The 26,307-nt window shown below is 61.8% G+C and carries 26 protein-coding genes; 9 read left to right on the plus strand and 17 right to left on the minus strand.

All coding sequences use genetic code 11. The features are described 5' to 3' along the window. The first annotated feature begins 1 nt into the window (after position 1). Positions 2 to 1,624 (plus strand): acyl-CoA dehydrogenase family protein, encoded by a 1,623-nt coding sequence (locus tag CYG48_RS15415; RefSeq protein ID WP_118851176.1) that lies wholly within the window; start codon positions 2 to 4, stop codon positions 1,622 to 1,624. Here CYG48_RS15415 and CYG48_RS15420 read toward each other — a convergent pair whose 3' ends face one another. The 9 genes from CYG48_RS15420 to CYG48_RS15460 all read right to left on the minus strand — a co-directional run bounded on the left by CYG48_RS15420 (position 1,625) and on the right by CYG48_RS15460 (position 10,036). Beyond that, positions 1,625 to 2,329 (minus strand): ParA family protein, encoded by a 705-nt coding sequence (locus tag CYG48_RS15420; protein ID WP_118851699.1) that lies wholly within the window; start codon positions 2,327 to 2,329, stop codon positions 1,625 to 1,627. A gap of 115 nt (positions 2,330 to 2,444) precedes the next feature. Continuing rightward, positions 2,445 to 3,527, minus strand: a complete 1,083-nt coding sequence (locus CYG48_RS15425) for a protein-glutamate methylesterase/protein-glutamine glutaminase (protein WP_118851177.1) — start codon at positions 3,525 to 3,527, stop codon at positions 2,445 to 2,447. A gap of 4 nt (positions 3,528 to 3,531) precedes the next feature. Further along, on the minus strand, positions 3,532 to 4,389 hold the full coding sequence (locus tag CYG48_RS15430) for a CheR family methyltransferase (protein WP_118851178.1): 858 nt from the start codon (positions 4,387 to 4,389) through the stop codon (positions 3,532 to 3,534). A gap of 51 nt (positions 4,390 to 4,440) precedes the next feature. Beyond that, positions 4,441 to 4,932 carry a chemotaxis protein CheW gene (locus CYG48_RS15435; protein WP_118851179.1) on the minus strand — a complete coding sequence of 164 codons (492 nt, stop codon included), beginning with the start codon at positions 4,930 to 4,932 and terminating at the stop codon, positions 4,441 to 4,443. An 82-nt stretch (positions 4,933 to 5,014) separates the two neighbouring features. Next, positions 5,015 to 6,706 carry a methyl-accepting chemotaxis protein gene (locus CYG48_RS15440; RefSeq protein WP_118851180.1) on the minus strand — a complete coding sequence of 564 codons (1,692 nt, stop codon included), beginning with the start codon at positions 6,704 to 6,706 and terminating at the stop codon, positions 5,015 to 5,017. A 24-nt stretch (positions 6,707 to 6,730) separates the two neighbouring features. Continuing rightward, entirely contained in the window at positions 6,731 to 7,246 is a 516-nt protein-coding gene (locus tag CYG48_RS15445) for a chemotaxis protein CheW (protein ID WP_118851181.1), read from the minus strand. Continuing rightward, positions 7,243 to 9,231 (minus strand): chemotaxis protein CheA, encoded by a 1,989-nt coding sequence (locus tag CYG48_RS15450; RefSeq protein WP_118851182.1) that lies wholly within the window; start codon positions 9,229 to 9,231, stop codon positions 7,243 to 7,245. Before CYG48_RS15450 ends, CYG48_RS15445 begins: the two co-directional genes overlap by 4 nt. Further along, positions 9,228 to 9,596 (minus strand): response regulator, encoded by a 369-nt coding sequence (locus tag CYG48_RS15455; protein WP_118851183.1) that lies wholly within the window; start codon positions 9,594 to 9,596, stop codon positions 9,228 to 9,230. Before CYG48_RS15455 ends, CYG48_RS15450 begins: the two co-directional genes overlap by 4 nt. Then, the gene (locus CYG48_RS15460; protein WP_118851184.1) at positions 9,593 to 10,036 is read right to left on the minus strand and encodes a hypothetical protein; all 444 of its coding nucleotides are present in this window, start codon (positions 10,034 to 10,036) and stop codon (positions 9,593 to 9,595) included. The genes CYG48_RS15455 and CYG48_RS15460 overlap by 4 nt, the downstream gene beginning before the upstream one ends. A gap of 218 nt (positions 10,037 to 10,254) precedes the next feature. Here CYG48_RS15460 and CYG48_RS15465 point away from each other — a divergent pair, with 218 nt between their 5' ends. Continuing rightward, positions 10,255 to 11,988, plus strand: a complete 1,734-nt coding sequence (locus tag CYG48_RS15465) for a type VII secretion target (RefSeq protein ID WP_118851185.1) — start codon at positions 10,255 to 10,257, stop codon at positions 11,986 to 11,988. A gap of 39 nt (positions 11,989 to 12,027) precedes the next feature. Here CYG48_RS15465 and CYG48_RS15470 read toward each other — a convergent pair whose 3' ends face one another. Further along, positions 12,028 to 13,101 (minus strand): Ldh family oxidoreductase, encoded by a 1,074-nt coding sequence (locus CYG48_RS15470; protein WP_199925158.1) that lies wholly within the window; start codon positions 13,099 to 13,101, stop codon positions 12,028 to 12,030. Between the two features lie 254 nt (positions 13,102 to 13,355). On the opposite strand from CYG48_RS15470, the gene rbfA reads away from it, so the two are divergent. The 5 genes from rbfA (at position 13,356) to CYG48_RS15495 (ending at position 18,774) form a co-directional block, all read left to right on the plus strand. Further along, positions 13,356 to 13,763: a 30S ribosome-binding factor RbfA gene (rbfA, locus tag CYG48_RS15475; protein WP_118851186.1), complete on the plus strand. Its 408-nt coding sequence runs from the start codon at positions 13,356 to 13,358 to the stop codon at positions 13,761 to 13,763. Between the two features lie 11 nt (positions 13,764 to 13,774). After that, a complete protein-coding gene (truB, locus tag CYG48_RS15480) occupies positions 13,775 to 14,704 on the plus strand; it encodes a tRNA pseudouridine(55) synthase TruB (protein ID WP_118851187.1) in 930 nt (309 codons plus the stop codon). 178 nt (positions 14,705 to 14,882) lie between these two features. Beyond that, positions 14,883 to 15,152, plus strand: coding sequence for a 30S ribosomal protein S15 (rpsO, locus tag CYG48_RS15485; protein ID WP_118851188.1), 270 nt, complete (start codon positions 14,883 to 14,885; stop codon positions 15,150 to 15,152). A gap of 344 nt (positions 15,153 to 15,496) precedes the next feature. Continuing rightward, positions 15,497 to 17,647: a polyribonucleotide nucleotidyltransferase gene (gene pnp / locus CYG48_RS15490; RefSeq protein ID WP_118851189.1), complete on the plus strand. Its 2,151-nt coding sequence runs from the start codon at positions 15,497 to 15,499 to the stop codon at positions 17,645 to 17,647. Between the two features lie 119 nt (positions 17,648 to 17,766). Continuing rightward, a complete protein-coding gene (locus tag CYG48_RS15495) occupies positions 17,767 to 18,774 on the plus strand; it encodes a class I SAM-dependent methyltransferase (protein ID WP_118851190.1) in 1,008 nt (335 codons plus the stop codon). Positions 18,775 to 18,856: 82 nt separating this feature from the next. Here CYG48_RS15495 and fabI read toward each other — a convergent pair whose 3' ends face one another. From fabI to fabA, 3 genes are read right to left on the minus strand one after another with little or no spacing between them, the layout of a single operon-like run. After that, the gene (fabI, locus tag CYG48_RS15500) at positions 18,857 to 19,663 is read right to left on the minus strand and encodes an enoyl-ACP reductase FabI (protein WP_118851191.1); all 807 of its coding nucleotides are present in this window, start codon (positions 19,661 to 19,663) and stop codon (positions 18,857 to 18,859) included. A 4-nt stretch (positions 19,664 to 19,667) separates the two neighbouring features. Next, entirely contained in the window at positions 19,668 to 20,894 is a 1,227-nt protein-coding gene (gene fabB, locus CYG48_RS15505) for a beta-ketoacyl-ACP synthase I (protein WP_118851192.1), read from the minus strand. Between the two features lie 43 nt (positions 20,895 to 20,937). After that, a complete protein-coding gene (gene fabA, locus CYG48_RS15510; RefSeq protein ID WP_118851193.1) occupies positions 20,938 to 21,453 on the minus strand; it encodes a 3-hydroxyacyl-[acyl-carrier-protein] dehydratase FabA in 516 nt (171 codons plus the stop codon). A 315-nt stretch (positions 21,454 to 21,768) separates the two neighbouring features. On the opposite strand from fabA, the gene irrA reads away from it, so the two are divergent. Then, positions 21,769 to 22,188 (plus strand): iron response transcriptional regulator IrrA, encoded by a 420-nt coding sequence (gene irrA / locus CYG48_RS15515; protein WP_118851194.1) that lies wholly within the window; start codon positions 21,769 to 21,771, stop codon positions 22,186 to 22,188. Positions 22,189 to 22,192: 4 nt separating this feature from the next. Here irrA and CYG48_RS15520 read toward each other — a convergent pair whose 3' ends face one another. After that, positions 22,193 to 22,849: a trimeric intracellular cation channel family protein gene (locus CYG48_RS15520; RefSeq protein ID WP_118851195.1), complete on the minus strand. Its 657-nt coding sequence runs from the start codon at positions 22,847 to 22,849 to the stop codon at positions 22,193 to 22,195. Between the two features lie 127 nt (positions 22,850 to 22,976). Here CYG48_RS15520 and CYG48_RS15525 point away from each other — a divergent pair, with 127 nt between their 5' ends. Further along, complete coding sequence (locus CYG48_RS15525; protein WP_118851196.1) at positions 22,977 to 23,450, plus strand: hypothetical protein; 474 nt, start codon at positions 22,977 to 22,979, stop codon at positions 23,448 to 23,450. A gap of 22 nt (positions 23,451 to 23,472) precedes the next feature. On the opposite strand, the gene CYG48_RS15530 is transcribed toward CYG48_RS15525, so the two are convergent. The 3 genes from CYG48_RS15530 to CYG48_RS15540 form a co-directional block, all read right to left on the minus strand. Beyond that, positions 23,473 to 24,249: a YdcF family protein gene (locus tag CYG48_RS15530; protein WP_118851197.1), complete on the minus strand. Its 777-nt coding sequence runs from the start codon at positions 24,247 to 24,249 to the stop codon at positions 23,473 to 23,475. Positions 24,250 to 24,264: 15 nt separating this feature from the next. Then, positions 24,265 to 24,978 carry a YoaK family protein gene (locus CYG48_RS15535; protein ID WP_118851198.1) on the minus strand — a complete coding sequence of 238 codons (714 nt, stop codon included), beginning with the start codon at positions 24,976 to 24,978 and terminating at the stop codon, positions 24,265 to 24,267. A gap of 87 nt (positions 24,979 to 25,065) precedes the next feature. Beyond that, a complete protein-coding gene (locus tag CYG48_RS15540; protein ID WP_118851199.1) occupies positions 25,066 to 26,292 on the minus strand; it encodes a TIGR03862 family flavoprotein in 1,227 nt (408 codons plus the stop codon). Between the last annotated feature and the right edge of the window lie 15 nt (positions 26,293 to 26,307).

Below are 26,307 nucleotides of genomic sequence, written 5' to 3' on the forward strand. Positions count from 1 at the left end.
CATGTCGTTTACAGATCAGGCACGGCGGACGCTTGATATCCTGGCTCTGACGCCAGGATGGCAGGAGTTGAAGACGCTCCGAAGCGATTGCGACGACGAAATGGTTGCGGCGATCCTCGAAGAGGCGGCGTCCTTTGCCGAAGGTGTACTTGCGCCGCTGAACACGGTCGGCGATCGCATCGGCGCGAGCGTCGTGAATGGTCGGGTCAGGACACCGCATGGGTTCGCAGATGCCTTCCGGCGTTATGGCGAAGCTGGCTGGCTCGGCATGGATGTCGCCGATCATCTGGGCGGCCAGGCCTTGCCACTGACACTGCATGCCGCCTGTGCTCCACTTTTCGAACGCGCTTGCGTGGCGCTGATGATGGCTGCGGGCTCCACGCGCGCGGCGGCGCATCTTCTCGCCGAAGCGGCCGACGAGGCGGTGGCGGGCGAGTGGGTGCCGAAACTTGCATCCGGCGAATGGGCGGCGACGATCTGCATCTCCGAGCCCGACGCCGGTTCCGATGTCGGGCGTCTGCGCACACGGGCGACAGGGCAGGGCGACCAGTGGCTGGTCAGCGGCCAGAAGATCTGGATCTCGTTTGGTGACCACGACATGGCAGGCCGCATCGGCCATTGCCTCTTGGCTCGCACCGATGATGCGCCGGGCACCCGCGGGATCAGCCTGTTCCTCGTGCCGAACCATATCGACGGTGTGGCGAACCATATCGACGGTGTGGCGAACGGCATCACGCTGGAGCGGATCGAGGAGAAGATGGGCTTGTACGGTTCGCCTACCTGCGCGCTCCGATTCGAAAACGCTCGCGGCATCCTGATCGGGCAGGAGGGGCGGGGGTTGCCGCAACTCTTCACGATGATCGAACTGATGCGGCTGCTGACCGGCTGCCAGGGCCTGGGACTTGCATCGGCAGCTATCGATATTGCCGAAACCTATGCCGCTGACCGCAAGCAGGGAGGCCGGCCGGACCAGCCGCCGGTGCCGATCAACAGCCATCCGGATGTGAAGCGTCAGCTATGGGAAATGCGGGTGGCGACGGAAGTGGTGCGCGCGGCCGTCCTTGAGATCGCCACCGCCATGGATCTCGCCAAGCTCAAACAGGATGAGGAGCTCGATCAATTCACCGGCTGGATGCTGCCGCTCATCAAGAACTTCGGCGCTGATCTTGGCTTCACGGTCGCGAGTGGCGCGATGCAGGTGCTGGGCGGAGCGGGCTACACGCGTGACTGGCCGCTCGAACAATATCTGCGCGATGCGCGGATCATGACGATCTATGAGGGCACCACGGGCATGCAGGCGCTCGACCTTTTGACGCGTCGGCTCTGGCGCGACGACGGCAAGGGGCTTTCGGTCTTCCTAAAACGGGCACGGGTCGAGGTTGCGTCAGCCGGGGAGGGTGAGACTGTGCAGGCGGTTTTGGCGCTTCTCGATGAATTCGAACAGCTGAGCGGGCGAATGAAGGCTATGCAGTCCGATGCCGATGCCGCGCTCTGGCGGGCCGACGCCTATATGCGCGCTGCCTGGGCGGCGGTCTCGGTCTGGATGGCGCTGCGCCTCGGCTTGCGGGAGGCGGTGCCGTTCTACACCGCCCAGTTCACCTACCAGAGCCTGCGCTGCCGCTGATCAGGCAGCCTTCACGAAGCGCTCGGAGAGCGGTTTGCGATGGTAAAGCGGGACGCGCTTGAGCATCTCCAGCGCAAAGAGCCGGGCGTTCTGGCGGGCCTTGTCGAGATTGCTGACGCGCGCTTCGTCCATTGTGTAGAGCGTGCCGCCAATATCGAAGATGTCGCGGAAGGCGGCACGTTCGATGATCGGCGTGTTGAGCACGTCGACATTGCGCTCGGCGAGCAGCATCTTGACGGCAAGCAGCGCACGGGTCGTCACCATCGAATTGACGCGGGTCAGCACGACGGAATGCGGAACCCGCAGGTTCGCCTTGTCTTCCAGGTAGCGCAGCAGTTCCAGCACGTTCGCGCCACCCTGGGCATCCATGGCGCAACCCTGGATCGGGATCAGCACATGGTCGGACATCCCGATTGCCTTGGCGAGCAGCGGGCTCTGGGCACCTGGCAGGTCGAGCACGAAATAATCCGTCCGGTGCCGGTTCTCAGAGATATGGCGGTCGATGGAGCTCGCGGTGACATAGGAAATCACGTGGAGGTTCGGGTTCGGCGGCGAGAGCATATGCCAGCGGCTGATCCAGTATTGAGGATCGGCGTCGAGAATGGTGACGCGATACCCCTGCTCAACGAGTTCCGTTGCGAGCAGAAGCACGGCAGTGGTCTTGCCTGCTCCGCCTTTGGTGTTGGCAAAGGTAATGACTGGCATCTTTGTTTCCTGTCCGGCTGCGAGCATCGATCGCTCTCACCGCACCCTCATGATGCGTCGGGGCGGATTTTTGCCAGACAGGGTTAATGGGCGGTAAAGATGCCGGTGGCAGATCTTACCGACGACGATCTGCCGCAAGGATCTCCCGGGCAATCTGTTCGAGCGGCACGATCTTGTCGACGCCGCCGTGGGCTATTGCTTCCTTGGGCATGCCGAAGACGACCGAGGTCGCCTCGTCCTGCGCCACCGTATAGGCGCCGGCCTGGTGCATCTCGTTCATGCCGCGCGCGCCGTCATCACCCATGCCGGTCATGATGACGCCCATGGCGTTGGCGCCGGCAGAGCGGGCGGCAGAACGGAACAGCACGTCGACGGAGGGTCGGTGGCGGCTGACCAATGGGCCGGCACGAACGGACACTTCGTAGCGTGCGCCGCGCCGCTCCAGCAGCATGTGCTTGTCGCCCGGCGCGATCAGCACGTGGCCGCGCAGAACCGGATCGCCGTCCTGTGCTTCCTTCACTTCCACCTCACAAAGCCCGTTGAGGCGCTTGGCAAAGGCGGCGGTGAACTTTTCCGGCATGTGCTGAACGATGACGATGCCGGGGGAGTTCGCGGGAAGCGCCTCCAGCATTTCGCGAAGCGCCTCGGTGCCGCCGGTCGACGCGCCGACGCAGACCACCATCTCGGTGGTCTTTGCCATGGCGCCGATCTTCGGCGGAGGCAGCACGGCGTCGGCCGTCAGCTTGGTGTTGATGGTGCCGTCCGCGACGCGGGACGCGCGCAGCTTGCTCACCCGTGCCCGGGCGGCTGACTTGACCACCGTACGGATGCGTTCCCCAGACTCGGCAAGATGGTCGGCAGCGCCGATCTTCGGCTTGAGGATGATGTCGACTGCGCCCGCTTCGAGCGCCTGCATCAGCGTTTCCGATCCGCTTTCGGTCAGCGACGAGCACATCACCACCGGAATTGGATGCTGCACCATCAGCTTGCGCAGGAAGGTGATCCCATCCATCTGCGGCATCTCGACATCAAGCGTGATGACGTCCGGGATCTGCTCCTTGATCTTGCGGGCAGCCATGAAGGGATCGGTCGCGGCCCCCATGACTTCAATCTCGGGATCGGCCGAAAGAACCGCCGTCAATGTCTGCCGTACGCTGGCAGAGTCGTCGATGATGAGGACGCGAATTTTCTGGGACATGTTATCAGATCCGTTTGAACACGGTGTTCGCGACCTGCTTGATCGGGAGATCAAAGCCGGTCGCGGTTTCGGAATGCCCGATGAACAGGTAACCGCCGGGCAGGAGGTTGTCGCAAAGCCTTGAAAGCACATGGTTCTGCGTCGGCTTGTCGAAGTAGATGAGCACGTTGCGGCAGAAGATCAGGTGCTGCGGCTCGCCGACCGGATATTTGTCATCCATCAGGTTGAGCCGCGCAAAGCCGACCTTCGACCGCAGTGTCGGGTGGATGCGCATTTCGCTGCGCCGCTTGTCGGCGGGCTGCATCACATATTTGCGCATCATCTCGGTGGGCACCGGGGCCAGGATATCGCTCTGGTAGATGCCACGCTGCGCCTTCTGCAGCACGTCGGTCGAGAGATCCGTGGCGAGAATGAAATAATCCCGGTCCGGCGCGTGCGCGGCGATATATTCGTTCAGCACCATCGCCATCGTATAGGGCTCTGCGCCGGTGGAGCAGGCCGAGCTCCAGGTGCGGATGCGGCGGTCGCCGAAACTCGCCACGATATCCGGCAGGGCCGACTGGATCATGTATTCGAAATGCTTCGGCTCGCGGAAGAAGTCGGTCTTGTTGGTGGTTACGGCATCGATCAGGAAGATTGACTCGCTTTCAAGCCCACCTTGCTTGAACAGGTAGTCGCAGTAGCTGTCGAAGCTCGGGAGCCCCGTGACCCTCAGGCGGCGCCGCAGCCGACCCTCGAGCATCGTCATCTTCGTGTGCGGCATCTTGATGCCGCTGTAATCATAGATGTATTTCGCAAGCAGGTCGAAATTGCGCTTGCTCAGCTGGTCATCCAGCGACTGGCTTCTGACTGCCATGTTCATGGGGCACCCCGTACGGAAGACTTGTCGGTTGGGCGATGGCTCATGGAGGCGTCACGCAACGCGCGCAGGCGTTTCAAGACTCGCCAATGCAGAGCCTGAATCGGAGAAGAGTCGCGCGAGATCGATGATGACAACAAAGCCGCTCTCCCGCCGCACCACGCCGGCGATGTAGTCCGAGCGCCAGCGGACGCCGATATCCGGCGCCGTCTCAACCTGGCTGCGGTTGAACGGCACGACCTCGTAAACCCGATCTGCGACAAGGCCTAGGGCCAGCACGCGGTCGGCCACCGGAACGTCGAGCACCAGGATGCGTGTATGCGGCGTCTTTTCGGTCCGCGTCATGCCGAGCCGCAGCCGAAGGTCGATCACTGGAACACCATGACCGCGCACGTCGCGCAGGCCGAGCAGGTAATCCGGTCCATGCGGGATCTTGAACGGCTCTTCATGGTCGAGGATTTCGCGCACCACCTCGACAGGCACGGCGAAGATTTCCTCTCCAAGGCTGAAGGTCACGAACTGTGCTTCGGAAGATGAACTTGCCATCACGCGGCCTCCTCGGGCATCCGGTATCTAGGTTGGACTGGCAGCGCCGAGCTTAACGAAGCCCAGCGCCGCCATGGCCGATTCAGGCACTTTCGCGGAAGTCCGCGTCGTCTGCATCGGGGCCACCCATCGAGAGGTCAAGCGCAAAGCCTTTCACGCGCTGCTGCTGTGCCGCAACGGAATTGAGGTTCGAGCGCGGTGCCGTCGGGCGCTGGGCCGGCTTGGCGGTAGGCTGGTGGCTGAATGTTGCCGGAGCACGCTTTGCCTGCTTCTTGGCGCCGGACTGGTCGACCCGGAAGAAGGCGATCGACGCCTGCAGTTCTTCCGCCTGGGATGCCAGCTCTTCCGACGTGGACGACATTTCTTCCGAGGCGCTGGCGTTTTGCTGGGTCACCTTGTCGAGCTGCTGGATCGCTTCGTTGATCTGGCTCGCACCGATATCCTGCTCGCGGCAGGCGGCCGAGATTTCGGAGACAAGTTCCGCCGTCTTCTGGATGTCAGGCACCAGCCGGTTCAGCATTTCACCGGCTTCGGTGGCAACCTGGACAGTGTCGCCGGAGAGCGCGCTGATTTCCGCAGCGGCGGCCTGTGAGCGCTCGGCGAGCTTGCGAACTTCCGATGCGACGACCGCAAAGCCCTTGCCATGCTCACCGGCGCGTGCGGCTTCAACCGCAGCATTGAGCGCCAAGAGGTCGGTCTGGCGGGCGATTTCCTGCACGATCGAGATCTTCTCGGCGATCACGCGCATCGCGGTAACGGCGCGGCTGACGGCTTCGCCGGAAGCTTCTGCATCCTTGGAAGACTGGCGGGCGATCTTCTCGGTCTGGGCCGCGTTGTCGGCGTTCTGCTTGATGTTGGCGGCCATCTCTTCCATCGAAGCAGAGGCTTCCTCGGCGGCAGACGCCTGTTCGGTTGCACCCTGGGACAGGGTTTCCGAGCTTGCCGAAAGTTCCTGGCTGCCCGAAGACACGTTGTCGGAGGCCGACAGGGCATCCGTGACGACGCCGCGCAGGCGCTCGATCATGGTGTTGACGTAACCCAAGAGTTCGCCGATCTCGTCCTTGCTGGTGATCGTCGCAAAGCGCGTCAGGTCGCCTTCGGCAACATTCTGGACGGCCGCGACGGCATTGCGCAGGCCACGGTTGATCGACAGCGCGATCCAGAAAGCTGCAATGATGGCAACCAGAACGGCCACGCCGGCAACCGCGATCATGATCATGCGGGTCTGCTCGTAGGCGATGTCTCCAGCCTCCTCGGCTTCGACCAGACGCGTTTCTTCAAGCTTCACGATTTCGGACAGGAGGGCGTCGATGTCGTTGGTGACGACACGCGCCTCATTGTTGGAGATGTTGATCGCGGACGAGGTGTCGCCGGAAAGCATGTAGGCGCGGATGCGGTCGTCCTGCTTGCGGAACTCGGCGGTCAGGCCGGCGAGACGTGCCCAGTTCTTCTTGCCCTCCTCGGTGGCAAGCGCCTCAACCGACTTGAACATCTGGTCGAAGTTGGCGCGGGCGTTGTCGCTCTTGGCGATATATTCCTGCTTTTCTTGGCCGGTCGTGGACATCAGCAGGTTCTTCTGCTGGCGTGTCTGCTGCAGCTGTTCGCTGTTCAGGCTCTGTGCAAACTTCAGCCGTTCGACAGGCCCTGTGAGCACATGCTCAAGCGTGTCGTTGATCTGGCTCAGGCTGAGAATGCCGTAGCCGGCCGTTCCCACCAGCATGAGAATGACGAAGCCGAAGGCGAGGGCCAGCTTCATTTTGATCGAGGCGCGCATTTTACGTCTCCAATAAATGGCTAATCAACCGTGCGTGTTCGCGGTCGCGGAACGGTCATGTTGTGCAGAAAATATGACCTGGAGATTGGGGATGATGATGAACTCACTTCCCCGCTTGACCAGGCAGTCGATAAAGTCGGGCCGCCAGCGCATGCCGACACTGGGAGGCGGTTCGCCTGCAGCGCGGGACAGCGTGGTGACCTCGTGCACCTTGTCGGTGCGGATCCCGGCGAGCACGGGCTCGCCGTCGATCGTGATTTCGATGACGATGATCCGGCTATCGATCGTCGATTTGGTCGCATCCATGCCAAAGGCGAGCCGGATGTCGGCAAGCGGAATGACCTTGCCGCGGAAGTTGATGACGCTGCCGACAAAGGCCTTGGCACCCGGCACCGTCGTTTCCGGCAGGAGATCGAGGATTTCCTGCACGATGAAGGCTTCCAGTGCGAACATCTCGCCGGCGATGTCGAAGGTGAGGACTTCGAGTTCCTCGCGGCCGTTCCAGATATTCTCGGAGATCTTGCTGACCGCTTCCATCATCCCGCCGCGCGCAGATGCGCCTCCTGTTGTTGTCCCTCGGCCACCAGGTGTCCGACATCGAGGATCAAAGCCACGTCACCATCGCCGAGGATCGTCGCACCCGAGAAGGTCGCCACGTCGTGATGCAGCTTCGACATGGCCTTGATGACGGTCTGGTGGTCACCAATGATCTGGTCCACCACGAGGCCGACGCGTTCCGAACCGGTCGATATGACGACGACCTTCTGGAAGGGGTCCGGCTTGGTGCCGGTGCGGAAGAGATCTCGCAGGCGCAGGAAGGGCACGAGGCTGTCTCGCAGCGAGATGAAGCTGCGGCCGCGCGAACGCATGTCCTCCTCGATCGAAAGCTCGAGGCATTCTTCGACCGCCGAAAGCGGGATGACGTAGCGGCCGGTGCCGACACGCACGAGCAGGCCATCGATGATGGCAAGCGTCAGCGGGATCGCCAGCGAGATCTCCGAGCCCTCCCCCGGATGGCTGGCGACGTTGATGGTGCCGCGAAGCGCGTCGATCGTCCGCTTCACCACATCCATGCCGACACCACGGCCGGAGAGGTTGGTCACGGTCTGGGCGGTGGAGAAGCCCGGTTGGAAGATCAGTTGGTAGAGTTCCTGGTCGGTCAGGTTGGCATTCGGCTGGATGAGCCCGGAGGATTCGGCCTTGGCGCGAACGCGATCCTTGTTGATACCGCGGCCGTCGTCCTTGATGGTGATGATGACTTCGCCGGCCTGCTGGCGTGCCGAAAGCAGGATGTGTCCGGCTTGCGTCTTGCCGGCGGCGAGCCGCTCTTCCGGCGTCTCCAGGCCGTGGTCGCAGGAGTTGCGGACCAGGTGCACGAGTGGATCGGCCAGGCGCTCGATGACGCTCTTGTCGACTTCCGTCGTTTCACCCTCGGTAATGAGTTCGATCGTCTTGCCGGTCTCGTTGGCAAGGTCGTGTACCAGGCGGCGGAAGCGGCTGAAGAGATGTGCCACCGGCACCATCCGAAGAACCATCATCGTGTCGCGCAACTCGCCCGAAAGGCGCTCGACGTCTTCGGAGACAGCGCGCAGCTGCAGGTCGCCGCTGCCGCCCGCAAGCTGTGAGAGCCTCGACTGGGCAATCACCAGCTCGCCGACGCGGTCCATCAGTTCGTCTAGCTTCTCGGCCGGCACGCGAACGTTTTCAGCAGCCTTGTTCGGCTTGTTATCGGTCAGCGCCGCCGGGGCAGGGGCTGCCACCTTTGGGGCAACTGCTTCCGGTTGGGCAGCTTTGGGAGCCTCTACAGGTGCTTCCGCGGCGGCCTTGGGTGCTTCCGGGTTTATTTCCGTCACCTCGAGCTGCATCTCGTCCATGACAAAGATGAAGACGTCATCAATGGCCGAGCGCGGCTGCGTCGTCAGGAGTTCGACCTCCCAGTAAAGGTAAAGGTCGGTCGGCGCGAGGAGATCGAGTGCCGGAATGGCGGAGCGGTCGGCCACGATCCGGCACTCGCCGAGGTCGCGCAATTCGTCCAGCAGCGGCAACGGATTGGTGCCATTCGCCATCGCGTTCTGCGGCAGGCTGAAGCGGATCTTGAAGAGGGTGCGGTTATCTGCCTTCGCGGCAGCAGGGGCGGCGGCAGGCACGCCTGTTCCGTCAACGGCTGCGCGAAGGTTGGTCAGGAGACGTTCGCTTTGCGCCTCGTGATCGCCGTTCGGCGTCTCCATCAGCGCGCGCATGTGGTCCTTGGCTTCAAGGACGGCGGTGACAAGCGCATGCGTTGCTGGGACCTCGCCCTTGCGCACGCGGTCAAAAGCGGTTTCGCAATGGTGGGTAAAGGCTGCGAGGGCCTCGAAGCCGAACATGGCACCGGAGCCCTTGAGGGTATGAAGGCCGCGGAAAACTGCGTCCACCTGATCCTTGTCGCCAAGGTTTACATTGAGGTCGAGAAGACCCGCCTCGATCTGTTCCAGAAGCTCTGCCGCTTCCGTTCTGAAAACCGCGATAGGATCAGGAAAGCTCATCTACCGAGAACCTTCCGGACGATCTTGACCAGGCTTTCCGGGTCGAAGGGCTTGGTGAGCCAGCCCGTGGCGCCGGCAGCCTTCGCCTGCTGCTTGATCTCGTTGTCCGACTCGGTTGTGAGAAAGATTACCGGCACGCCCATGTGCGCCGGCATCTTGCGCAGTTCGCGGATCATAGTCAGGCCGTCCATGTTCGGCATGTTGAGATCGGTGACGATCAGGTCGAACTGGCCGGCGTTGAGCTTGGCAATGCCATCCATGCCATCGACAGCTTCTGTGACCTGATAGCCGGCATTGCTCAGCGCCACGCGGGTGGTGAGACGAATGCTGGCGGAATCGTCGACGGTAAGGATCGTGGCGCTCATTGTATTACCTCTTGGTGGAGCCAGAACTGCTGGTCGGCAGCGGAAAAGCCTTCCAGGAGGCCGCTGCGCTGCAAGACATCGAGCGTCGGACCACTGGCGGGGCTGGCGAGCGCAAGATATTTTCCGGCTGTGTTTGCGTAGATTCGGGCCGCTTCCATGACCTGCAGGAAGCTGATGTCCACCTGGCCGTCTTCCGGCAGTTCGATGGTGGTGGACGTGTTCTTGTCGATAAATTGCAGCATCTCCTGCTGCAAAGCTGAAATTGCCCGCACTGTCAGGTTCTGCGGCAGTTGCAGCACGGCATCTTGATTGTCGGAAACTGGCATTAACTGCTCTCGAGCAAATTCGAAAAGGCTGAAATAGCTATGTGAATCTCGGCTTTGCGTGCTTAACGAGGGGTTAAATAGTTCCAGCCACTTTTCGTGAAGCAGTAATGACATGCGGATTCTCACAGTCTCCGCGCATCCGAAAATTAACTACGAGTTTCATTTTAGCAGGGGTGTTCGGCAGCCATTAACGTCTGCGCCCGCAGTTTCCTCCTCGCGTGTGACAGAGCCGGGAAACCTCCAGCTCCCAGCTGTCACGATCCAGAAGAAGAGGCGAGGTCATCGCCGTCGCGAGCAGGAAGAAGGCCCACCGGGCCGAAAGGTGATACGAAGTGGCTCTCAGGGCACCCATTTTTGAATTTGCGGAAGCAGCCGCGGATGTCTCTCCCTTTGTCGATCGTCTCGAGACGGCACGGTCGCGCATCGAAGAACGGTTTCTTGACGGGGGTGCAGCCCTTCTTTCCATCCTGGACGTCCTGAACAAGCTTACCAATGCACTAGACCAGCTCACCGGGTCGCTGGACGAGACCACTGCCAATGCCACCATGGCGGAGCTGAAAAGCACGGTCGAAAGCCTGTCGCAGCTGACCACCTTCGAATCTGACCGCCAAGCTGGCTTTGCCGAAATCGCCAAGACCGAGCGCAAGCTGCAACCGCATATCGAAGTGATGCAGGAAACGCTGCGTTACCTACGCACGTTTGCGGTGACGGCGAAGATCACCGGTGCCGGCATCTCCGACTTTGCCGGTTTTGCCGAGGAAATCCTGGAGCGCATCCAGGAAGGAAGCCGCCAGGTCAACGAGTTCGCCCGCAAGCTCTCGACGCTGGGGCAGGGGCTCGGGCCGGTGATGAGCAAGGGCAAGACGATCCTTGCAAGCTACGAGGAGACGGTCCCGCAGATCGTTGAAGGCCTGTCGACGGGTGCAGCCGAGATCGGCAACCATCGTAAGCTTCTGGTGGAGCGGGCGGCCCGCGTTCGTGGCGTCGCAGGCGGTATCCAGTCCAAGCTCGCCGCAACGCTTTCGGCCATGCAGGTGGGCGACATCACACGCCAGCGCATCGAGCACTGCCAGTCGAGCTTCCAGCTCCTGGAGGAATATCTTGCATCACCCGCCGGTGCCGAGTTGACGCCGGAACAGGCAAACAGCCTCTCGAACATCATTCGCAACCTAGTGTTCCTGCAACTCGACGCAACGATCGTGGACTTCGAACGCGATACGGCGAAGATCGTCTCCACCGTCGCGAGCTTCAAGGCCGACCTTGCCGAGATCGAAGCCCTCCGCGCCGATATGGCGAGCGGCGGCGACACGCAGAACGACAATGCCATCCGTCAGCTCGAGCATGGCGTTGCCGCCGCCCGAGGTGCCGTGCGCGAGATCGAGGAAGTCGCTCGGGAAGCAGGTGTCTTGAGCCGCTCCACGGCCGAAACTGCCGTCGACCTGCTGAACGGTATCGGCATCATCCGCGCCGTGCGCACCGACATTCATTACATGGCGCTCAACACCAACCTTCGCTGCGGCAAGATCGGCGAAGAAGGCAAGGCGATCAACGTCGTCACCGCCGAGCTGCGCAACTTCGCCGCCCAGCTGGATGAGACCGCAGAAAAGATCCTCACCGAACTGCAGGCGCTGGAAACCGCGTCCAACAAGCTCGTAGCCGCTCAATCGGGGCAGGTTGAGGGTTCACTCGACGGCCGTCTTGAGAAGGCAATCAACAACATCCGTGCCGTGGGCGACCGCATGGATGCGCAGATGCTGGAGCTTGGCGAACAAAGTTCAGTCGCCGTGCGGGAAATGGACGTTTCGCTCGCCCGGCTGAACTTCAAGGCCGAACTCGGCGAGGTCCTGCGCCACTGTGCCGACGAGATGATGCTCGATGATGAGCCGGTCCAGGTGCCGGGCATCGAGGATGCGCTGGCGGATCTCGGTGGCCAGATCGTCAAGCTCTACACCATGGTGTCCGAACGCGAACTTCATTCCGCCGTTCTGGGGACACCTGCGCCGGTGGAAACAGCGGTCGTGGCCGCCGTGATGACGGACGACGATATCGAAGACGCCCTGTTCTAAAGCCCGCAGTCGCCTGACGCCGGGCTCCGCTCGCTCGGCTCAGACCGGTGACGTCAGCCCGTATCTTTGGGCTAGCCTTGCGAACGCATCCTGGGTGGCCGGATCGAGCGGGATGCCTTGTCGGTCCCGTTCTTCCGCCACAAGCCATTCCCGATCACCGGGTGCCATCACCTTCGAGCCTTCGCGGGCGGGCGACGAGCGCAGCACCTCGAGATACCGCCGCATGCCGGCCTCAAACACATCGTCCGGCACGAAGGCCCCGGGCTTCATCGCCATCACGAAGGCGCCAAGCCCGCGGGGTGTCGCAAAATCCGGACCGTTCATCGGCAAGAGGTCGAAGCTAAGCTGCATGCCGGACAGGACCGCGCTCAGGATCTCCACGAGCCCCGCCAGTCCCGCGCCCTTGAAGCCGAACTCGCCCCCGAGCGGCGCGAGCATCTCTACCAGTGTCGGATCCTTGATGTCCTGGCCATTCGCATCCGAGGCGACGCCATCCGGCAGTTCCCGCCCAAGGCTTTGGTAAAGCTTGACGCGGTTATAGGGGATGGCGCTTGTCGCCATGTCGAACAGCCATGGGTGCTGGCCCGGCACGGGTGCCGCAAAGGAAATCGGGTTGGTGCCATGGAAGCGCATCGCACCATCGTGCAGCCGCACGAAGCTGTCGGAATTGCAGAACGCCAGCCCGATATAGCCCTGCTGCGAGGCATGCAGCGCATAGGCGCCGGCCGCCCCGAAATGCGAACTGTTGCGGATTGAAACGGCGCCGATGCCGCATGTCTCGGCAAGCTCCATCGCCCGGTCCATGGCACGATAGGCCGCAAGCGCTCCATGACCGTGGTCGGCGTCGAGCGAGGCCACCGCACCAAAGGACTGGCTGATCCTGATGTCGGGGTGGCCATTGACCCGCCCGCCGGAGATCGCGGCGATGTAGTGGTCAAGCAGCCGAACCCCGTGGCTGTCAACGCCGAGCCGCGACCCATGCATCATAGCCCTGGTTGCCGCATCGGCCGTCGCCTCGTCGGCACCGGCGGCGACAAAAACATCCCGGCAGAATTGCTCCACTTCGCCCGCCGGGGCAAAGGCCACATCATCGTCGGCCTGCATCGCAGTCATGGTGTTGCGCCTCCCTCGCCAGACCGTACGACAGTGTTTCTACGCTAACCGGAAAATAGGGTTTGGCAAGCGGTTGCAGCGGTGCGAAATCAACTCGAATTGCGCGCCTTTCGACGCGCTTGCTGTCGCTTGCGGCCGGTCCGGACGGCATTTCCGCCTTGACCTTTGAGGCCGGCTGAGCCATTTGGACCGCCTTTACTTGATGTGGCGCCTGTCCGGGACGAACCCCGACGGCGCCCTGGAAGAGAAACACGATGACCAAGGCTACCTCCTCGGCGCCCTCCCAGCGCATGCTTCGCGTTGGCGAACAGGTTCGCGCCGCCATCACCCAGGTCCTGCAGCGCGGCGAAGTGCGCGACGACCTGATCGAAAAGACCGTGATCTCCGTGTCCGAAGTGCGCATGTCGCCGGACCTGAAGATCGCCACCGCTTACGTCACGCCGCTCGGCCTGTCGGACCACACGGCGGTCATAGAGGCGCTGAACCGCAATGCGAAATTCATCCGCGGCCGCCTCGGCGGCCAGCTCCGGCAGATGAAATACATGCCGGAAGTGCGCTTCCGCGACGATACGAGCTTCGACAACTACAAGAAGATCGACGATCTGCTCCGCTCGCCCGAGGTTCAGCGGGATATTGCCGCAGACGACCAGACTGAAGAATAACAAGAGATAGCATGTCCAAACCACGCAAACCCAAGGGCCGGTCGGTTTCCGGCTGGCTGATCCTCGACAAGCCGTTGGATTTCGGCTCAACCGAAGCCGTGTCGAAGATCAAGTGGCTCTTCAACGCACAAAAGGCCGGACACGCCGGCACGCTCGACCCGCTCGCCTCCGGCATGCTGCCGATCGCGCTGGGTGACGCCACCAAGACGGTTCCTTATGTCATGGACGGCCGCAAGATCTATGAATTTGCTGTCACCTGGGGCGAAGAGCGCTCCACCGACGACCTTGAAGGCGAAGTGACCGCAAGCTCCGACAAGCGCCCGACGGAAGAAGACATCCGTGCGCTGCTGCCGAACTATACCGGCACGATCAACCAGACTCCCCCGCAGTTCTCCGCAATCAAGATCGCCGGCGAACGCGCCTATGATCTTGCCCGCGATGGGGAGACGGTCGAGATCCCCTCACGTGAGGTGGAGATCTTCCGGCTGACGTTGCTCGGCGTTGATGCCGACAAGGCACATTTCGAAGTCGAATGCGGCAAGGGCACCTATGTCCGCGCACTTGCCCGCGATTTTGGCCGCGACCTCGGTTGCTACGGCCACATTTCCGAACTCCGCCGCACTTTCGTGGCACCGTTTGCGGAAGAAAAGATGGTGCCGCTCGCCGAACTCGTTGCTCTCGAAGAGATCGAGGATCGTGATGAACGGCTTGCTGCACTCGACGAGTTCCTGATCGATACGGCCGAGGCCCTGTCCAGCCTGCCGCATCTGCCGGTCACGGAAGATCAGGCCCACCGCATCCGGATGGGCAATCCGATCATCGTGCGGGGTCGCGACGCGCTCGTGGCAGAGTCGGAAGCCTATGCCACCTCGCGCGGCAAGCTGATAGCGATCGGCGAAATCGGCCAGGGCGAGTTCCGTCCGAAGCGCGTCTTCGCCTGAATACTGGGCCCGCGCTTTGCCTTGGCGAAGCGGCGGGCCTTTCCTTTTGGCGAAAACTCGTTTATACGCCGCGCCAGCACTCGCTCCCGAAATGGGGCACGTTGCTTTCATGGCCTAAGCTGGACGACATCCCGGCTTGAGGCGTCCCTTACTCCTCTTCCATAGAAAGGATCGTCCGATGTCGATCACTGCAGAGCGCAAGGCAGCTCTTATCAAGGAATACGCGACCGCCGAAGGCGACACCGGTTCCCCCGAAGTTCAGGTTGCAATCCTTACGGAGCGCATCAACAACCTGACCGAACACTTCAAGGACCACAAGAAGGACAACCACTCCCGTCGTGGTCTTCTGACGCTGGTTTCGAGCCGCCGCTCGCTTCTTGACTACCTCAAGAAGAAGGACGAAGGCCGTTACACGAAGCTGATCACCAGCCTCGGTATTCGCCGCTAACAAATTCCGGCGGGCCTGGAAACAGCGCCCGCCGGTCTCTTTCCGGGTGTCATGAATTTGATCGCCCTGGACATGCTTCTGCCGCGTATCTCTGATGAAACATGGCGGAAAAGGGCGGGACCGGATGGGCCGGCGCCGTCAACAACCACTGGCCTCTCATGGGGCAGGATTGCTGGATGCTTTAGACCTTAGCCTGGATCTTCAGGCTTTGGTCAGGTTCTCGGAAGAGGACCTTAACGAAGAAGAAGCCTCTCGTTGTCTTGCCCGTGATTGAGTCACAAATCGCGTGCCCCGCGCCTGCGCCGCAACCGGCGACGCGCGAGTGCCGCATCGAAGGACAAGATATGTTCAATACTCATTCCGTTGAAATCGAATGGGCCGGCCGCCCGTTGAAGCTGGAAACGGGCAAGATCGCCCGTCAGGCTGACGGCGCCGTGCTTGCGACGTACGGTGAAACCGTTGTTCTCGCCACCGTTGTTTCGGCCAAGGCGCCGAAGCCGGGCCAGGACTTCTTCCCGCTCACTGTCAACTACCAGGAAAAGACCTACGCAGCCGGCAAAATCCCCGGCGGCTACTTCAAGCGTGAAGGCCGTCCGTCGGAAAACGAAACGCTCGTTTCCCGCCTGATCGACCGCCCGATCCGCCCGCTTTTCCCGGAAGGCTACAAGAACGACACGCAGGTTGTCGTGACCGTTGTCCAGCATGACCTGGAAAACAACCCGGATGTTCTGGCCATGGTTGCCACCTCGGCAGCGCTTACCCTCTCCGGCGTTCCGTTCATGGGTCCGGTCGGCGGCGCGCGCGTCGGCTACATCAATGGCGAATACGTCCTCAACCCGCATCTCGACGAGATGGACGAGTCGACGCTCGACCTCGTTGTCGCCGGCACCCAGGACGCCGTCCTGATGGTTGAGTCCGAAGCCAAGGAACTCAACGAAGGCGTCATGCTCGGCGCCGTCATGTTCGGCCATCGCGGCTTCCAGCCGGTGATCGACGCGATCATCAAGCTCGCCGAAGTGGCTGCCAAGGAGCCGCGCGAATTCCAGCCGGAAGACTATTCCGAACTGGAAGCCGAAATGCTCAAGCATTTCGAAGCTGAACTGCGCGAAGCCTACAAGATCACTCAGAAGGCTGATCGCTACGCTGCCGTTGACGCCGTGAAGGCGAAGGTGAAGGCGCACTTCCTGCCGGAAGAAGGCGAAGCCAAGTACACGGCTGAAGAAGTTGGTGCGATCTTCAAGCACCTGCAGGCAAAGATCGTTCGCTGGAACATCCTCGACACCAAGAGCCGCATCGACGGCCGTGACCTCGAAACCGTTCGCCCGATCGTTGCTGAAGTTGGCATCCTGCCGCGCACGCACGGTTCGGCGCTGTTTACCCGCGGCGAAACGCAGGCGATCGTTGTTGCCACCCTCGGCACCGGCGAAGACGAACAGTATGTCGACAGCCTGACGGGCATGTACAAGGAGCAGTTCATGCTCCACTACAACTTCCCGCCTTACTCTGTCGGCGAAACCGGCCGCATGGGTTCCCCGGGTCGTCGCGAAATCGGTCACGGCAAGCTCGCATGGCGTGCGATCCACCCGATGCTGCCGACGCCTGAGCAGTTCCCCTACACGCTCCGCGTGGTCTCGGAGATCACCGAGTCGAATGGCTCGTCCTCGATGGCAACGGTTTGCGGCACTTCGCTCGCTCTCATGGACGCTGGCGTTCCGCTGGCAAAGCCGGTTGCCGGTATCGCCATGGGCCTCATCCTCGAAGGTGACCGTTTCGCGGTTCTCTCCGACATCCTCGGCGATGAAGACCACCTCGGCGACATGGACTTCAAGGTAGCAGGTACGGCCGACGGCATCACTTCGCTGCAGATGGACATCAAGATCGCCGGTATCACCGAAGAGATCATGAAGGTCGCGCTCAGCCAGGCACAGGGCGGTCGCAAGCACATCCTCGGTGAGATGGCCAATGCCATCACCGAAAGCCGCGGCCAGCTCGGCGAGTTCGCTCCTCGCATCGAAGTGATGAACATCCCGGTCGACAAGATCCGTGAAGTCATCGGTTCGGGCGGCAAGGTTATCCGCGAAATCGTCGAAAAGACCGGCGCCAAGATCAACATCGAAGACGACGGCACCGTGAAGATCGCCTCCTCGTCCGGCAAGGAAATCGAAGCGGCCCGCAAGTGGATCCACTCGATCGTTGCTGAGCCGGAAGTCGGTGCCATCTACGAAGGTACCGTTGTGAAGACTGCCGACTTCGGCGCCTTCGTCAACTTCTTCGGCGCCCGTGACGGCCTCGTCCACATCTCGCAGCTTGCTTCCGAGCGCGTGGCCAAGACCTCGGACGTCGTCAAGGAAGGCGACAAGGTTTGGGTCAAGCTGATGGGCTTCGATGAGCGTGGCAAGGTTCGCCTGTCCATGAAGGTTGTTGACCAGGCCACCGGCCAGGAAATCCCGCAGGAAAAGAAAGAGAAGAAGGCTGACGGCGAAGCCGCCGAGTAAGCTTCCTTCCTCCTTCGAGAGTAACGAGGCGCGGGAGCTTTATTCCCGCGCCTTTTCTGTATCCGCCAAGATTGCTCGATACCGCCACAAGCCCGCTACCAGTCCGCAAGAGAGACACCATGAGCCGCGACGCGCTGAAAACCCTCTTCCACCCCTTCGCCATCGATGCCGTGCCTGTGCCTGGGGCTGGTGAGCGGGTTCTTTTCCTGGGCGCAGAAGGTGGCCAGGCGCTTCCCGAAGGGTTTGAGGCTGAGCTTACCGCCGTCCAGCCGTTCCGGCCGCTGTTTCGCACGCTGCGCGACGGCGCGTTTCCTCAGGCCGAGGGCAGCGACTATGACGCAGCCCTCGTGCTCTGCGGCAAGCATCGTGGCGCCAACGAGAACCGGATTGCCGAGGCGCTGGAGCGAGTTCGCGTTGGCGGTACGATTGTGATCGCAGGCGGCAAGGAAGATGGCATCCAGACGCTGCGCACGGCGCTCCTGAAACTCAATGTCCAGCTCGACTACACGCCGAAATACCATGGGGTCGCCATCTGGTTCGCGCGGCCGGAAGCGGCGGATGAACTGATCAAGGCTTTTCGAAAGCCGACTGTCACCGTCGAAGGCCGCTTCACGGCGGCTCCGGGCATGTTCTCGCATGACCGCATCGACGCAGGCTCCGAGCTTCTCGCAAGCCGCCTGCCGACCGATTTCGATGGCAACGCTGCCGATTTTGGCGCTGGCTGGGGTTACCTCTCGGTGATGCTTGCCGAAAAGTCACCGCGGGTGAACCGCATCGACCTGTTCGAGGCCGATTACGAGGCGCTGGAGTTCGCCAAGAAGAACCTTGCCGAGAACTGCCCGGACCTCAACGCGCGCTTCTTCTGGCAGGACCTCGGCAGCGAGCCGCCGAAGGAAAAATACGACCTCGTCATCATGAACCCACCCTTCCATGAGGCACAGGCCGCCGATCCGGAACTCGGCAAGGCGATGATCAAGGCGGCAGCCGGCGCGATCCGCAGCGGCGGGCGGTTGATGCTTGTGGCCAACCGCGGGCTGCCTTACGAGCCGGTTCTGGCCGAAGGTTTCCGCGAGCACGGTGAAACCTGCCGCAATGCCCGCTTCAAGGTGCTCTGGGCTCGCAAGTAAACGCCGCGCTCGAATAGAAAAAAGCCCGCCGCTCGACCTCACGGAGGCAAGCGGCGGGCTTTTTGTTTGAGCCTTTGGCCGACTATTCGGTGTCGGCGTTGCGCAGCCGTTCCAAAGTCGGCAGGGACGTGATGTTGTATCCCGCATCCACATAGTGGATTTCGCCGGTGACGCCGCGCGACAGGTCCGACAGAAGGTACAGTGCCGATCCGCCGATGTCCTCAATGGTGGCGGTGCGGCGCAGCGGTGCGTTCTTCTGGTTCCAGGAGTAGATCGCGCGTGCGTCGGAAATACCGGCGCCGGCAAGCGTACGGACGGGACCGGCGGAAATCGCGTTGACGCGAATATCCTTCGGACCATAGTCGGCCGCCAGGTAACGCACCGAGCTTTCGAGAGCCGCCTTGGCAACGCCCATGACATTGTAGTTCGGGATCACCCGAACCGATCCGCCATAGGTCAGCGTCAGCATCGCGCCGCCATGCGGCATCAGGTCTGCAGCACGCTTGGCAATCTCCGTGAAGGAGAAGCAGGAAATCACCATGGTGCGGCTGAAGTTGTCGCGCGTCGTGTCCGCGTAAAGGCCCTTCAGCTCGTTCTTGTCCGAAAAGCCGATTGCGTGGACGACGAAGTCCAGCGTGCCCCAGCGCTCCTTGATGGAGGCAAAGGCCGCGTCGACAGATTCGATGTCTTCCACGTCGCACGGCAGGACGAAGTCGGAATTGACTTCGGCGGCCAGTGGCTTCACCCGCTTGCCAAGTGCCTCGCCCTGATAGGTGAAGGCCAGTTCTGCGCCCTGCGCTGCAACCGCCTTGGAGATACCCCAGGCGATCGAGTGGTTGTTGGCGACCCCCATGATCAGGCCGCGTTTCCCCTGCATGATACCGGTCATGGATTTATCCGTTATAGCGCTGGAAGACGAGCGTGGCGTTGGTGCCGCCGAACCCGAAGGAGTTGGAAAGAACCGTGTCGATCTTGGCGTCGTCGATGCGCTTGCGGACGATCGGCACGCCTTCGAATTCCGGGTCGAGATTGTCGATATGGGCGCTTTCGCCGATGAAGCGTTCCTGCATCATCAGAAGGCCGTAAATCGACTCCTGCACGCCGGCAGCGCCAAGCGAGTGCCCGGTAAGCGACTTGGTCGACTGGATATGCGGGATCTTGTCACCGAAGACGGTGCGGATCGCGCCAATTTCCTTGGAGTCGCCAACCGGCGTCGAGGTGCCGTGGGTGTTGATGTAGTCGACATCGCCCTTAACGGTGGACAGCGCCTGGCGCATGCAGCGGACAGCACCTTCGCCGGACGGGGCGACCATGTCGTAGCCGTCCGAGGTCGCGCCGTAGCCGACGATTTCGGCATAGATCTTGGCGCCGCGCGCCTTGGCATGCTCGAGTTCTTCGAGAACCAGCACGCCCGCACCACCGGCGATGACGAAACCGTCACGGTCGGCGTCATAGGCGCGCGAAGCACGGCCCGGATTATCGTTGTTGTACTTGGTGGACATGGCGCCCATGGCGTCGAACAGGTTCGACATGGTCCAGTCGAGATCCTCGTGGCCGCCGGCGAACATCATGTCCTGCTTGCCCCACTGGATCATTTCAGCAGCATTGCCGATGCAGTGTGCCGATGTCGAGCAGGCCGACGATATCGAGTAGTTGACGCCGTGGATCTTGAACCAGGTCGCAAGCGTGGCAGACGCCGTCGAGGACATCGCCTTCGGCACGGCAAACGGGCCGATGCGCTTCGGGCTGTTGTTCTTGATGGTGATCTCGGCAGCCTCGATCAGCGTGCGGGTGGAGGGACCACCCGAACCCATGATGATGCCCGTACGCTCGTTCTCGGCGTAGTCCTTTTCCTCAAGGCCGGAATCGGCAATCGCCTGCTTCATCGCCACATGGTTCCATGCGCCGCCCTGGCTCAGGAAGCGCATCGCCCGACGGTCGACAAGGTCGGTTGGATCGAGATCGGGTTTCCCCCAGACCTGGCACTTGAACCCGTGCTCGGCGAAGTCCGGCGAAAAGGAAATACCCGTCTTCGCCTGTCGCAACGATTCGGTCACTTCAGTTGCATCGTTACCGATCGAAGACACGATACCGAGGCCCGTGACAACTACCCGTCTCATCTGATCAAACCCTTGTTGTTTCCACCAGTCACCTGAATTGGCTTCAGGCCGTCTTTTCCTTGGACAGACCGACGCGCAGGTCAGTCGCCTGGTAAATGGTTTCGCCGTCGGCCTTCAGCCAGCCGTCGGCGGTGCCGAGCACCAGCCGGCCGCGCATCACGCGCTTGAAGTCGATGCCATATTCAATGAGCTTGGTATGCGGCCGAACCATGCCCTTGAACTTCACCTCGCCGGTGGACAGGGCCATGCCGCGGCCTTCCTCGCCAAGCCAGCCGAGGAAGAAGCCGGTCAGCTGCCACATGCCGTCGAGGCCCAGGCAACCCGGCATGATCGGGTTGCCTTCGAAGTGGCAGGGGAAATACCAGTCATCCGGACGCACGTCATATTCCGCCCTCAGGTAACCCTTGTCGAACGCGCCGCCGGTTTCGGAAATGTCGGTGATGCGATGCACCATCAGCATCGGCGGCAGGGGCAGCTGTGCGTTGCCGGGGCCGAAGAGCTCTCCATGAGCGCAAGCAATGAGTTCGTCATACGAGAAGCTGGACTGTCTGGGTGCCATTAGTTTCCGGTTCCCCCGCGTGTTTAAACCTATCTGTCCGACGCTGCAGCTTTAGTGCAAGACCAGCCGGATTTGAAGCTATGGGATGCTCCTCGTGCCTTGCCTGGGGACGGCAAGGCGCTGGAACATCACGATGATCAGGTTCGCATATAGGAAGCCTAGGGCGCAAACCAGAGGCAAATGCCTTGAACATGCTATTTTACCGGCCCTGAAAGCGGGCTTCCATGAGAAACTATTGAAAGTCCTTGCAGTAAAAGTTATATCGCGCAGTCAAGATACCGAAGGCGGTTCGAGACCGCAGGAGCTGCAGCACACATGGCGCAAGCCGCAAGGGACATCGAGACGAGACTGCGCGACTTTGGTCTGCGCCCTACGCGTCAGCGCGTTGCCCTGGCCGACCTGCTATTCGCCAAGGGCGACAGGCACCTCACCGTGGAAGAACTGCACGAGGAAGCGGAAGCTGCCGGCGTGCCAGTTTCGCTGGCAACGGTCTACAACACGCTTCACCAGTTCACCGAGGCGGGCCTGATCCGGGTTCTCGCGGTTGAAAGCGCCAAGACTTACTTCGACACGAACATCTCCGATCATCACCATTTCTTTGTCGAAGGACGCAATGAAGTCCTCGACATCCCGGTCAGCAATCTGCAGATCGGCAACCTGCCGGAAGCGCCGGAAGGAATGGAAATCGCCCATGTGGACGTCATCATCCGCCTGCGCGAAAAGAAGAAGTCCTGAGCTCTCAGTCCTCCCGCTTCTTTCCCCTTAACGCCTCTTCTGCGTCCCGGCCGGGCCGCGGACGATAGCGCGGCAGCGTCCAGCCATAGTGGATCGCGCCGCCACGCAGCGCAAAGGCGATGCAGACGCCGAGCGCAGAGCTCGTCCATAGGCCGAATTCCAGTGAGTAGGCCGCGGTATAACCGGCAGCGCCCGCCAGCGCCGAGGTGATGTAGATCTCCGGCCGCAACAGCACCGAAGCCTCGTTGGCGAGAAGATCACGCAGGATACCGCCGAAGGTCGCCGTCATCGCTCCGGTGACGATCGCGATCGTCGCAGAACCGGTCGCGTCAAGACCCTTGGCGGCGCCCAGCACGCTATAGGCGGCAAGACCGATCGCATCGAGCCAGATCAGCAATCGGTAGCGCCATTCGATGCGATGGGCGGTAAAGAAGACGATGACGCCAACCATCGTCGCGACCAGGATATAGGTCGGGTCGAGCACCCAGAAGACCGGCGTGCGGCCGAGTACGAGATCGCGCAGCGTACCGCCGCCAAGTCCGGTGGCAGCCGCGAAGAACAGAAAGCCGATCAGGTCGAGCTGCTTGCGCGAGGCCGCAAGCGCACCGGTTGCCGCAAACAGCGCAACACCCACATAATCCAGCATCATCATCAAGGTCATTCGCCGCTCCCGCCCTGCGCGCCCGTTCCAGCGTCGCGCAAGTGCCCGTTGTTAGCATAGCCCTTGATGATTGCGCGCGTCATCTGCAGCCGTGCGCAGGACATGATGATTCTAAGAAGGTGAGACCGTGAACAAGCTGCTGATCATTCTCCTGCAGGTCGTTGCGCTGCTGGCCGTGTCGAGCCAGGCGTTTTCGCAAGCCAAACTGATCAGCGACCCGGAGATCTACGAGAAGAACCATTTCCGCAGCGAATGCAAGATCGCCCAGTTCGATCCGGATTTCATCAAGCGTTTCGACATCAACAACGACGGCATCATCGACCTGGTCTCCGACCACAGCAAGCTCGTCTGTGATGGCAAGCGTGGTCCTGCCTGCGATGCGGAAGGCTGCGTCAACAACTTCTATGTGCAGGTGAAGGAAGGCGGCTACATCATGGTCGCTACCGCCAAGCTCTACAGCTACGAGTTCGTCCAGTATTTCGGCAACATGGTCTTCAACCTGACCATGCACCCGCGATATTGCGGCCGTACGGATGCCACGCCCTGCCAGATGCGGGCGCGGGTGCGCGGGCTCGACTTCAACATCCTGTCGAAGAAGTGATGCAGCCCGCTTACCGCGGGAACTATGTGTCGATGCGACCGGCAAGGTAGTAGGCCGTGAGGCTCAGCCACTCGCGAACGGCCGTCGTCGTCAGCTGTGCATTCAGCGCCGGTTGGGTGAAATCGAACGACAGCCTGGCGATGCCGCTGGTTCTGTAATCCACCGGCCACGGCATGACTTTGATCCCTGCCTTGGTGAACAACCCAACCGAGCGGGGCATGTGGAAGGCCGAGGTGATCAGCAGGCAGTCCTGGAAGCCGTGGGAGCTCAGGAGTTCCGCCGTGTTGCGGCTGTTTTCATAGGTTGTGCGCGAGGCATTTTCCTTCACGAGGCGCAAGGCCGGAATGCCGAAGGCGGTAAAGAAGCGCTCGGCCGTCACTGCCTCGCCCTCGTAGTCGGAACTGATCGATCCATCGCCGCCCGATACCAGGATGCGCGCTTCCGGGTAATTGCGCGCCAGCCGCAAGGCTTCGACGAAACGATCGGCTGCCTGGTTGAGCTCAATGCCGCCTCGCGCCGTGTTGATCTCGTTGTCGAAGGCGCCACCGAGAATGATCATGCAGGAGATTTCGGCGGGGTCAGACGCAGGCTTCTGGATGCGTTCCTCAAGCACCTGCAGTGCGACCGTTCCCGTGGAAGTAAACAGCGTCACGAACAGCAGGAGCGCCGCGACAAAAGCCGAGGACGCGGCCAGCCGATGCCATCCGCCAAACCCAAGGAGTGCGGCCAAGAGTGATAGCACGAACGCGATCGACAGCGGTTGCGCAAATACCCAGAACAGCTTTGAGAGCAGAAACATGCCTTCTCCGGATCGTCAGGCGCGTCGTCCTCGGTGAATGGGCTGCTGGAAATGCAGATGGAGCGGACGCGGCAGGAGGGCGGTTGCAAGTGCAACTGCCAGTGACAAGCCAGATACAGCCCAGAGCGCCCGATCGCCAGCATAATTCGTGAGGAAAGCGCCCGAGACAGCGCCGCAGGCCATGCCGGTCCAGGGCACGGTCTGGATGATCCAGCCCGTTGGGTTGCGGTCGCCCATCAGCCAGCGGCCGATACCGCGCCCGAAGCGTGAAAGCGCGCCGGTGACATAGGTGAGGCCGATTGGTAGCCCTTCGATATGCTCGACGGTGGCGTTGATCATGCCCATACCAAACACGATCAGGTAAAACTGCACGCGGGCGTGGCTGCTATCCGGGAGCAATGCCGCCACGGCGAGGATGGTGGCGACCGCTGTCAGCACCACGAAGGAACGTCGGGCCGAAAGGCTATGGGCAAGCACGATGCCGGCAGCGTTGCCGAAGATGAAAACCCAGAGCGCGCCAAACAGGATAATGGCGTGCGAATAGTCGCCGCCGGCAAAGGCAAGTGCGGCTTGTGTCGTGTTGCCCGTCATGAAGGATACGAAGTCGCCGCAAAGCATCAGCCCCACGGCATCGGCCATGCCCGCGATAAAGGAAATCGCAGCCACCAAAGTCAGGCCCGTGAAAGTGCGCCGCTTCTTGACCAGGCGCCGTCGTCTAATCCAAGTCATCTACCGTCACCTCAAGCGCGTGCTCTAGGCGAAACAGCCGGAGCATGCCTTGATCAGGAACAATGACCGAGATTGGCAAATAAGTGGCTAAGAGGATTTTTCCGTGTCGGTACCTACAAAGGCCTGCACGCCCTGTGCGGCAGCCCGACCGGTGGCAAAACAGGCGGTGAGGAGATAACCGCCGGTCGGCGCTTCCCAGTCGAGCATCTCGCCGGCTACGAAGACGCCCGGTAGCGTGCGGATCATGAAGCCGTCGTCCAGCGCATCCAGAGCCACGCCGCCCGCCGAGGAAATGGCTTCCTCGATCGGCCGCGGCCGCAGGACAGCGAGCGGAAGCGCCTTGATGGTTCGGGCAAGCTCTTCCGGCGCCAGGCGGTTGGCAGCAGGCACGAGTTCACGCAACAGCGCCGCCTTGACGCCTTCGAGGCCAACACCCTTGCGCAGCCGGTTCGAGAAGCTCGCCTTCGCATCCTGCCGCGCGAGATCCCGGGTAAGCCGCTCCTCAGTCCGCCCCGGCGCCAAGTCGAGCACCAGCACCGCCCGGCCTTCAGCCTCAAGCTGCTCCCGCAGTGCGGCCGAATGGGCATAGACAAGGCTACCCTCGATCCCATGCCGGGAAATCACAAATTCACCCTGGTGGCTGCCGGCGTCCGACGTGGTCAGCACAGACTTCACCGGATGGCCCGCGAAGCGTCCGCGAAAACTCTCGCTCCAGTCGACATCAAAGCCGCAGTTCGCCGGGCGGAAGGGGTTGATTGCGACGCCTTTGTCCTGGAGCCACGGGACCCAGGCGGCATCAGAACCCAGCCGCGGCCAGCTAGCGCCGCCAAGCGCCAGCAACGTCGCATCGGGTTGAACCATGGTCTCGCCCGCAGGCGTGGCAAACCGAAGGCGGTTGCCGTCGAAACCGGTCCAGCGATGCCGTGTCTTGATCTCGACGCCTTGTGCTTCCAGCCCCTTCAGCCAGGCGCGCAGAAGCGGCGACGCCTTCATCGCGGTCGGGAAAACCCGCCCGGAGCTTCCAACAAAGGTTTCCGTGCCGAGTTCCGCCGCCCAGGAACGGATATTGGACGGCGTGAAGGCTTTGATAGCGTCCGATAGCGCGCCCGAGGCCGCGCCGTAGCGGGTCAGGAACCGCTCGAACTCTTCCGAATGGGTGATGTTGAGGCCCGACTTGCCTGCGAGCAGGAACTTGCGGCCGCAGGTCGGCATCGCTTCATAGACCGTCACGCGGTGGTCGCCGGTCGAAAGCACCTCCGCCGCCATCAGTCCCGCGGGTCCGCCGCCAATGATCGCTATCGTCTTCTGGGCCATGAGCCGCCTCCATCG

Origin of the sequence: Neorhizobium sp. SOG26 (assembly GCF_003491345.1) — a bacterium.
Taxonomy (GTDB): Bacteria; Pseudomonadota; Alphaproteobacteria; order Rhizobiales; family Rhizobiaceae; genus Neorhizobium; species Neorhizobium turbinariae.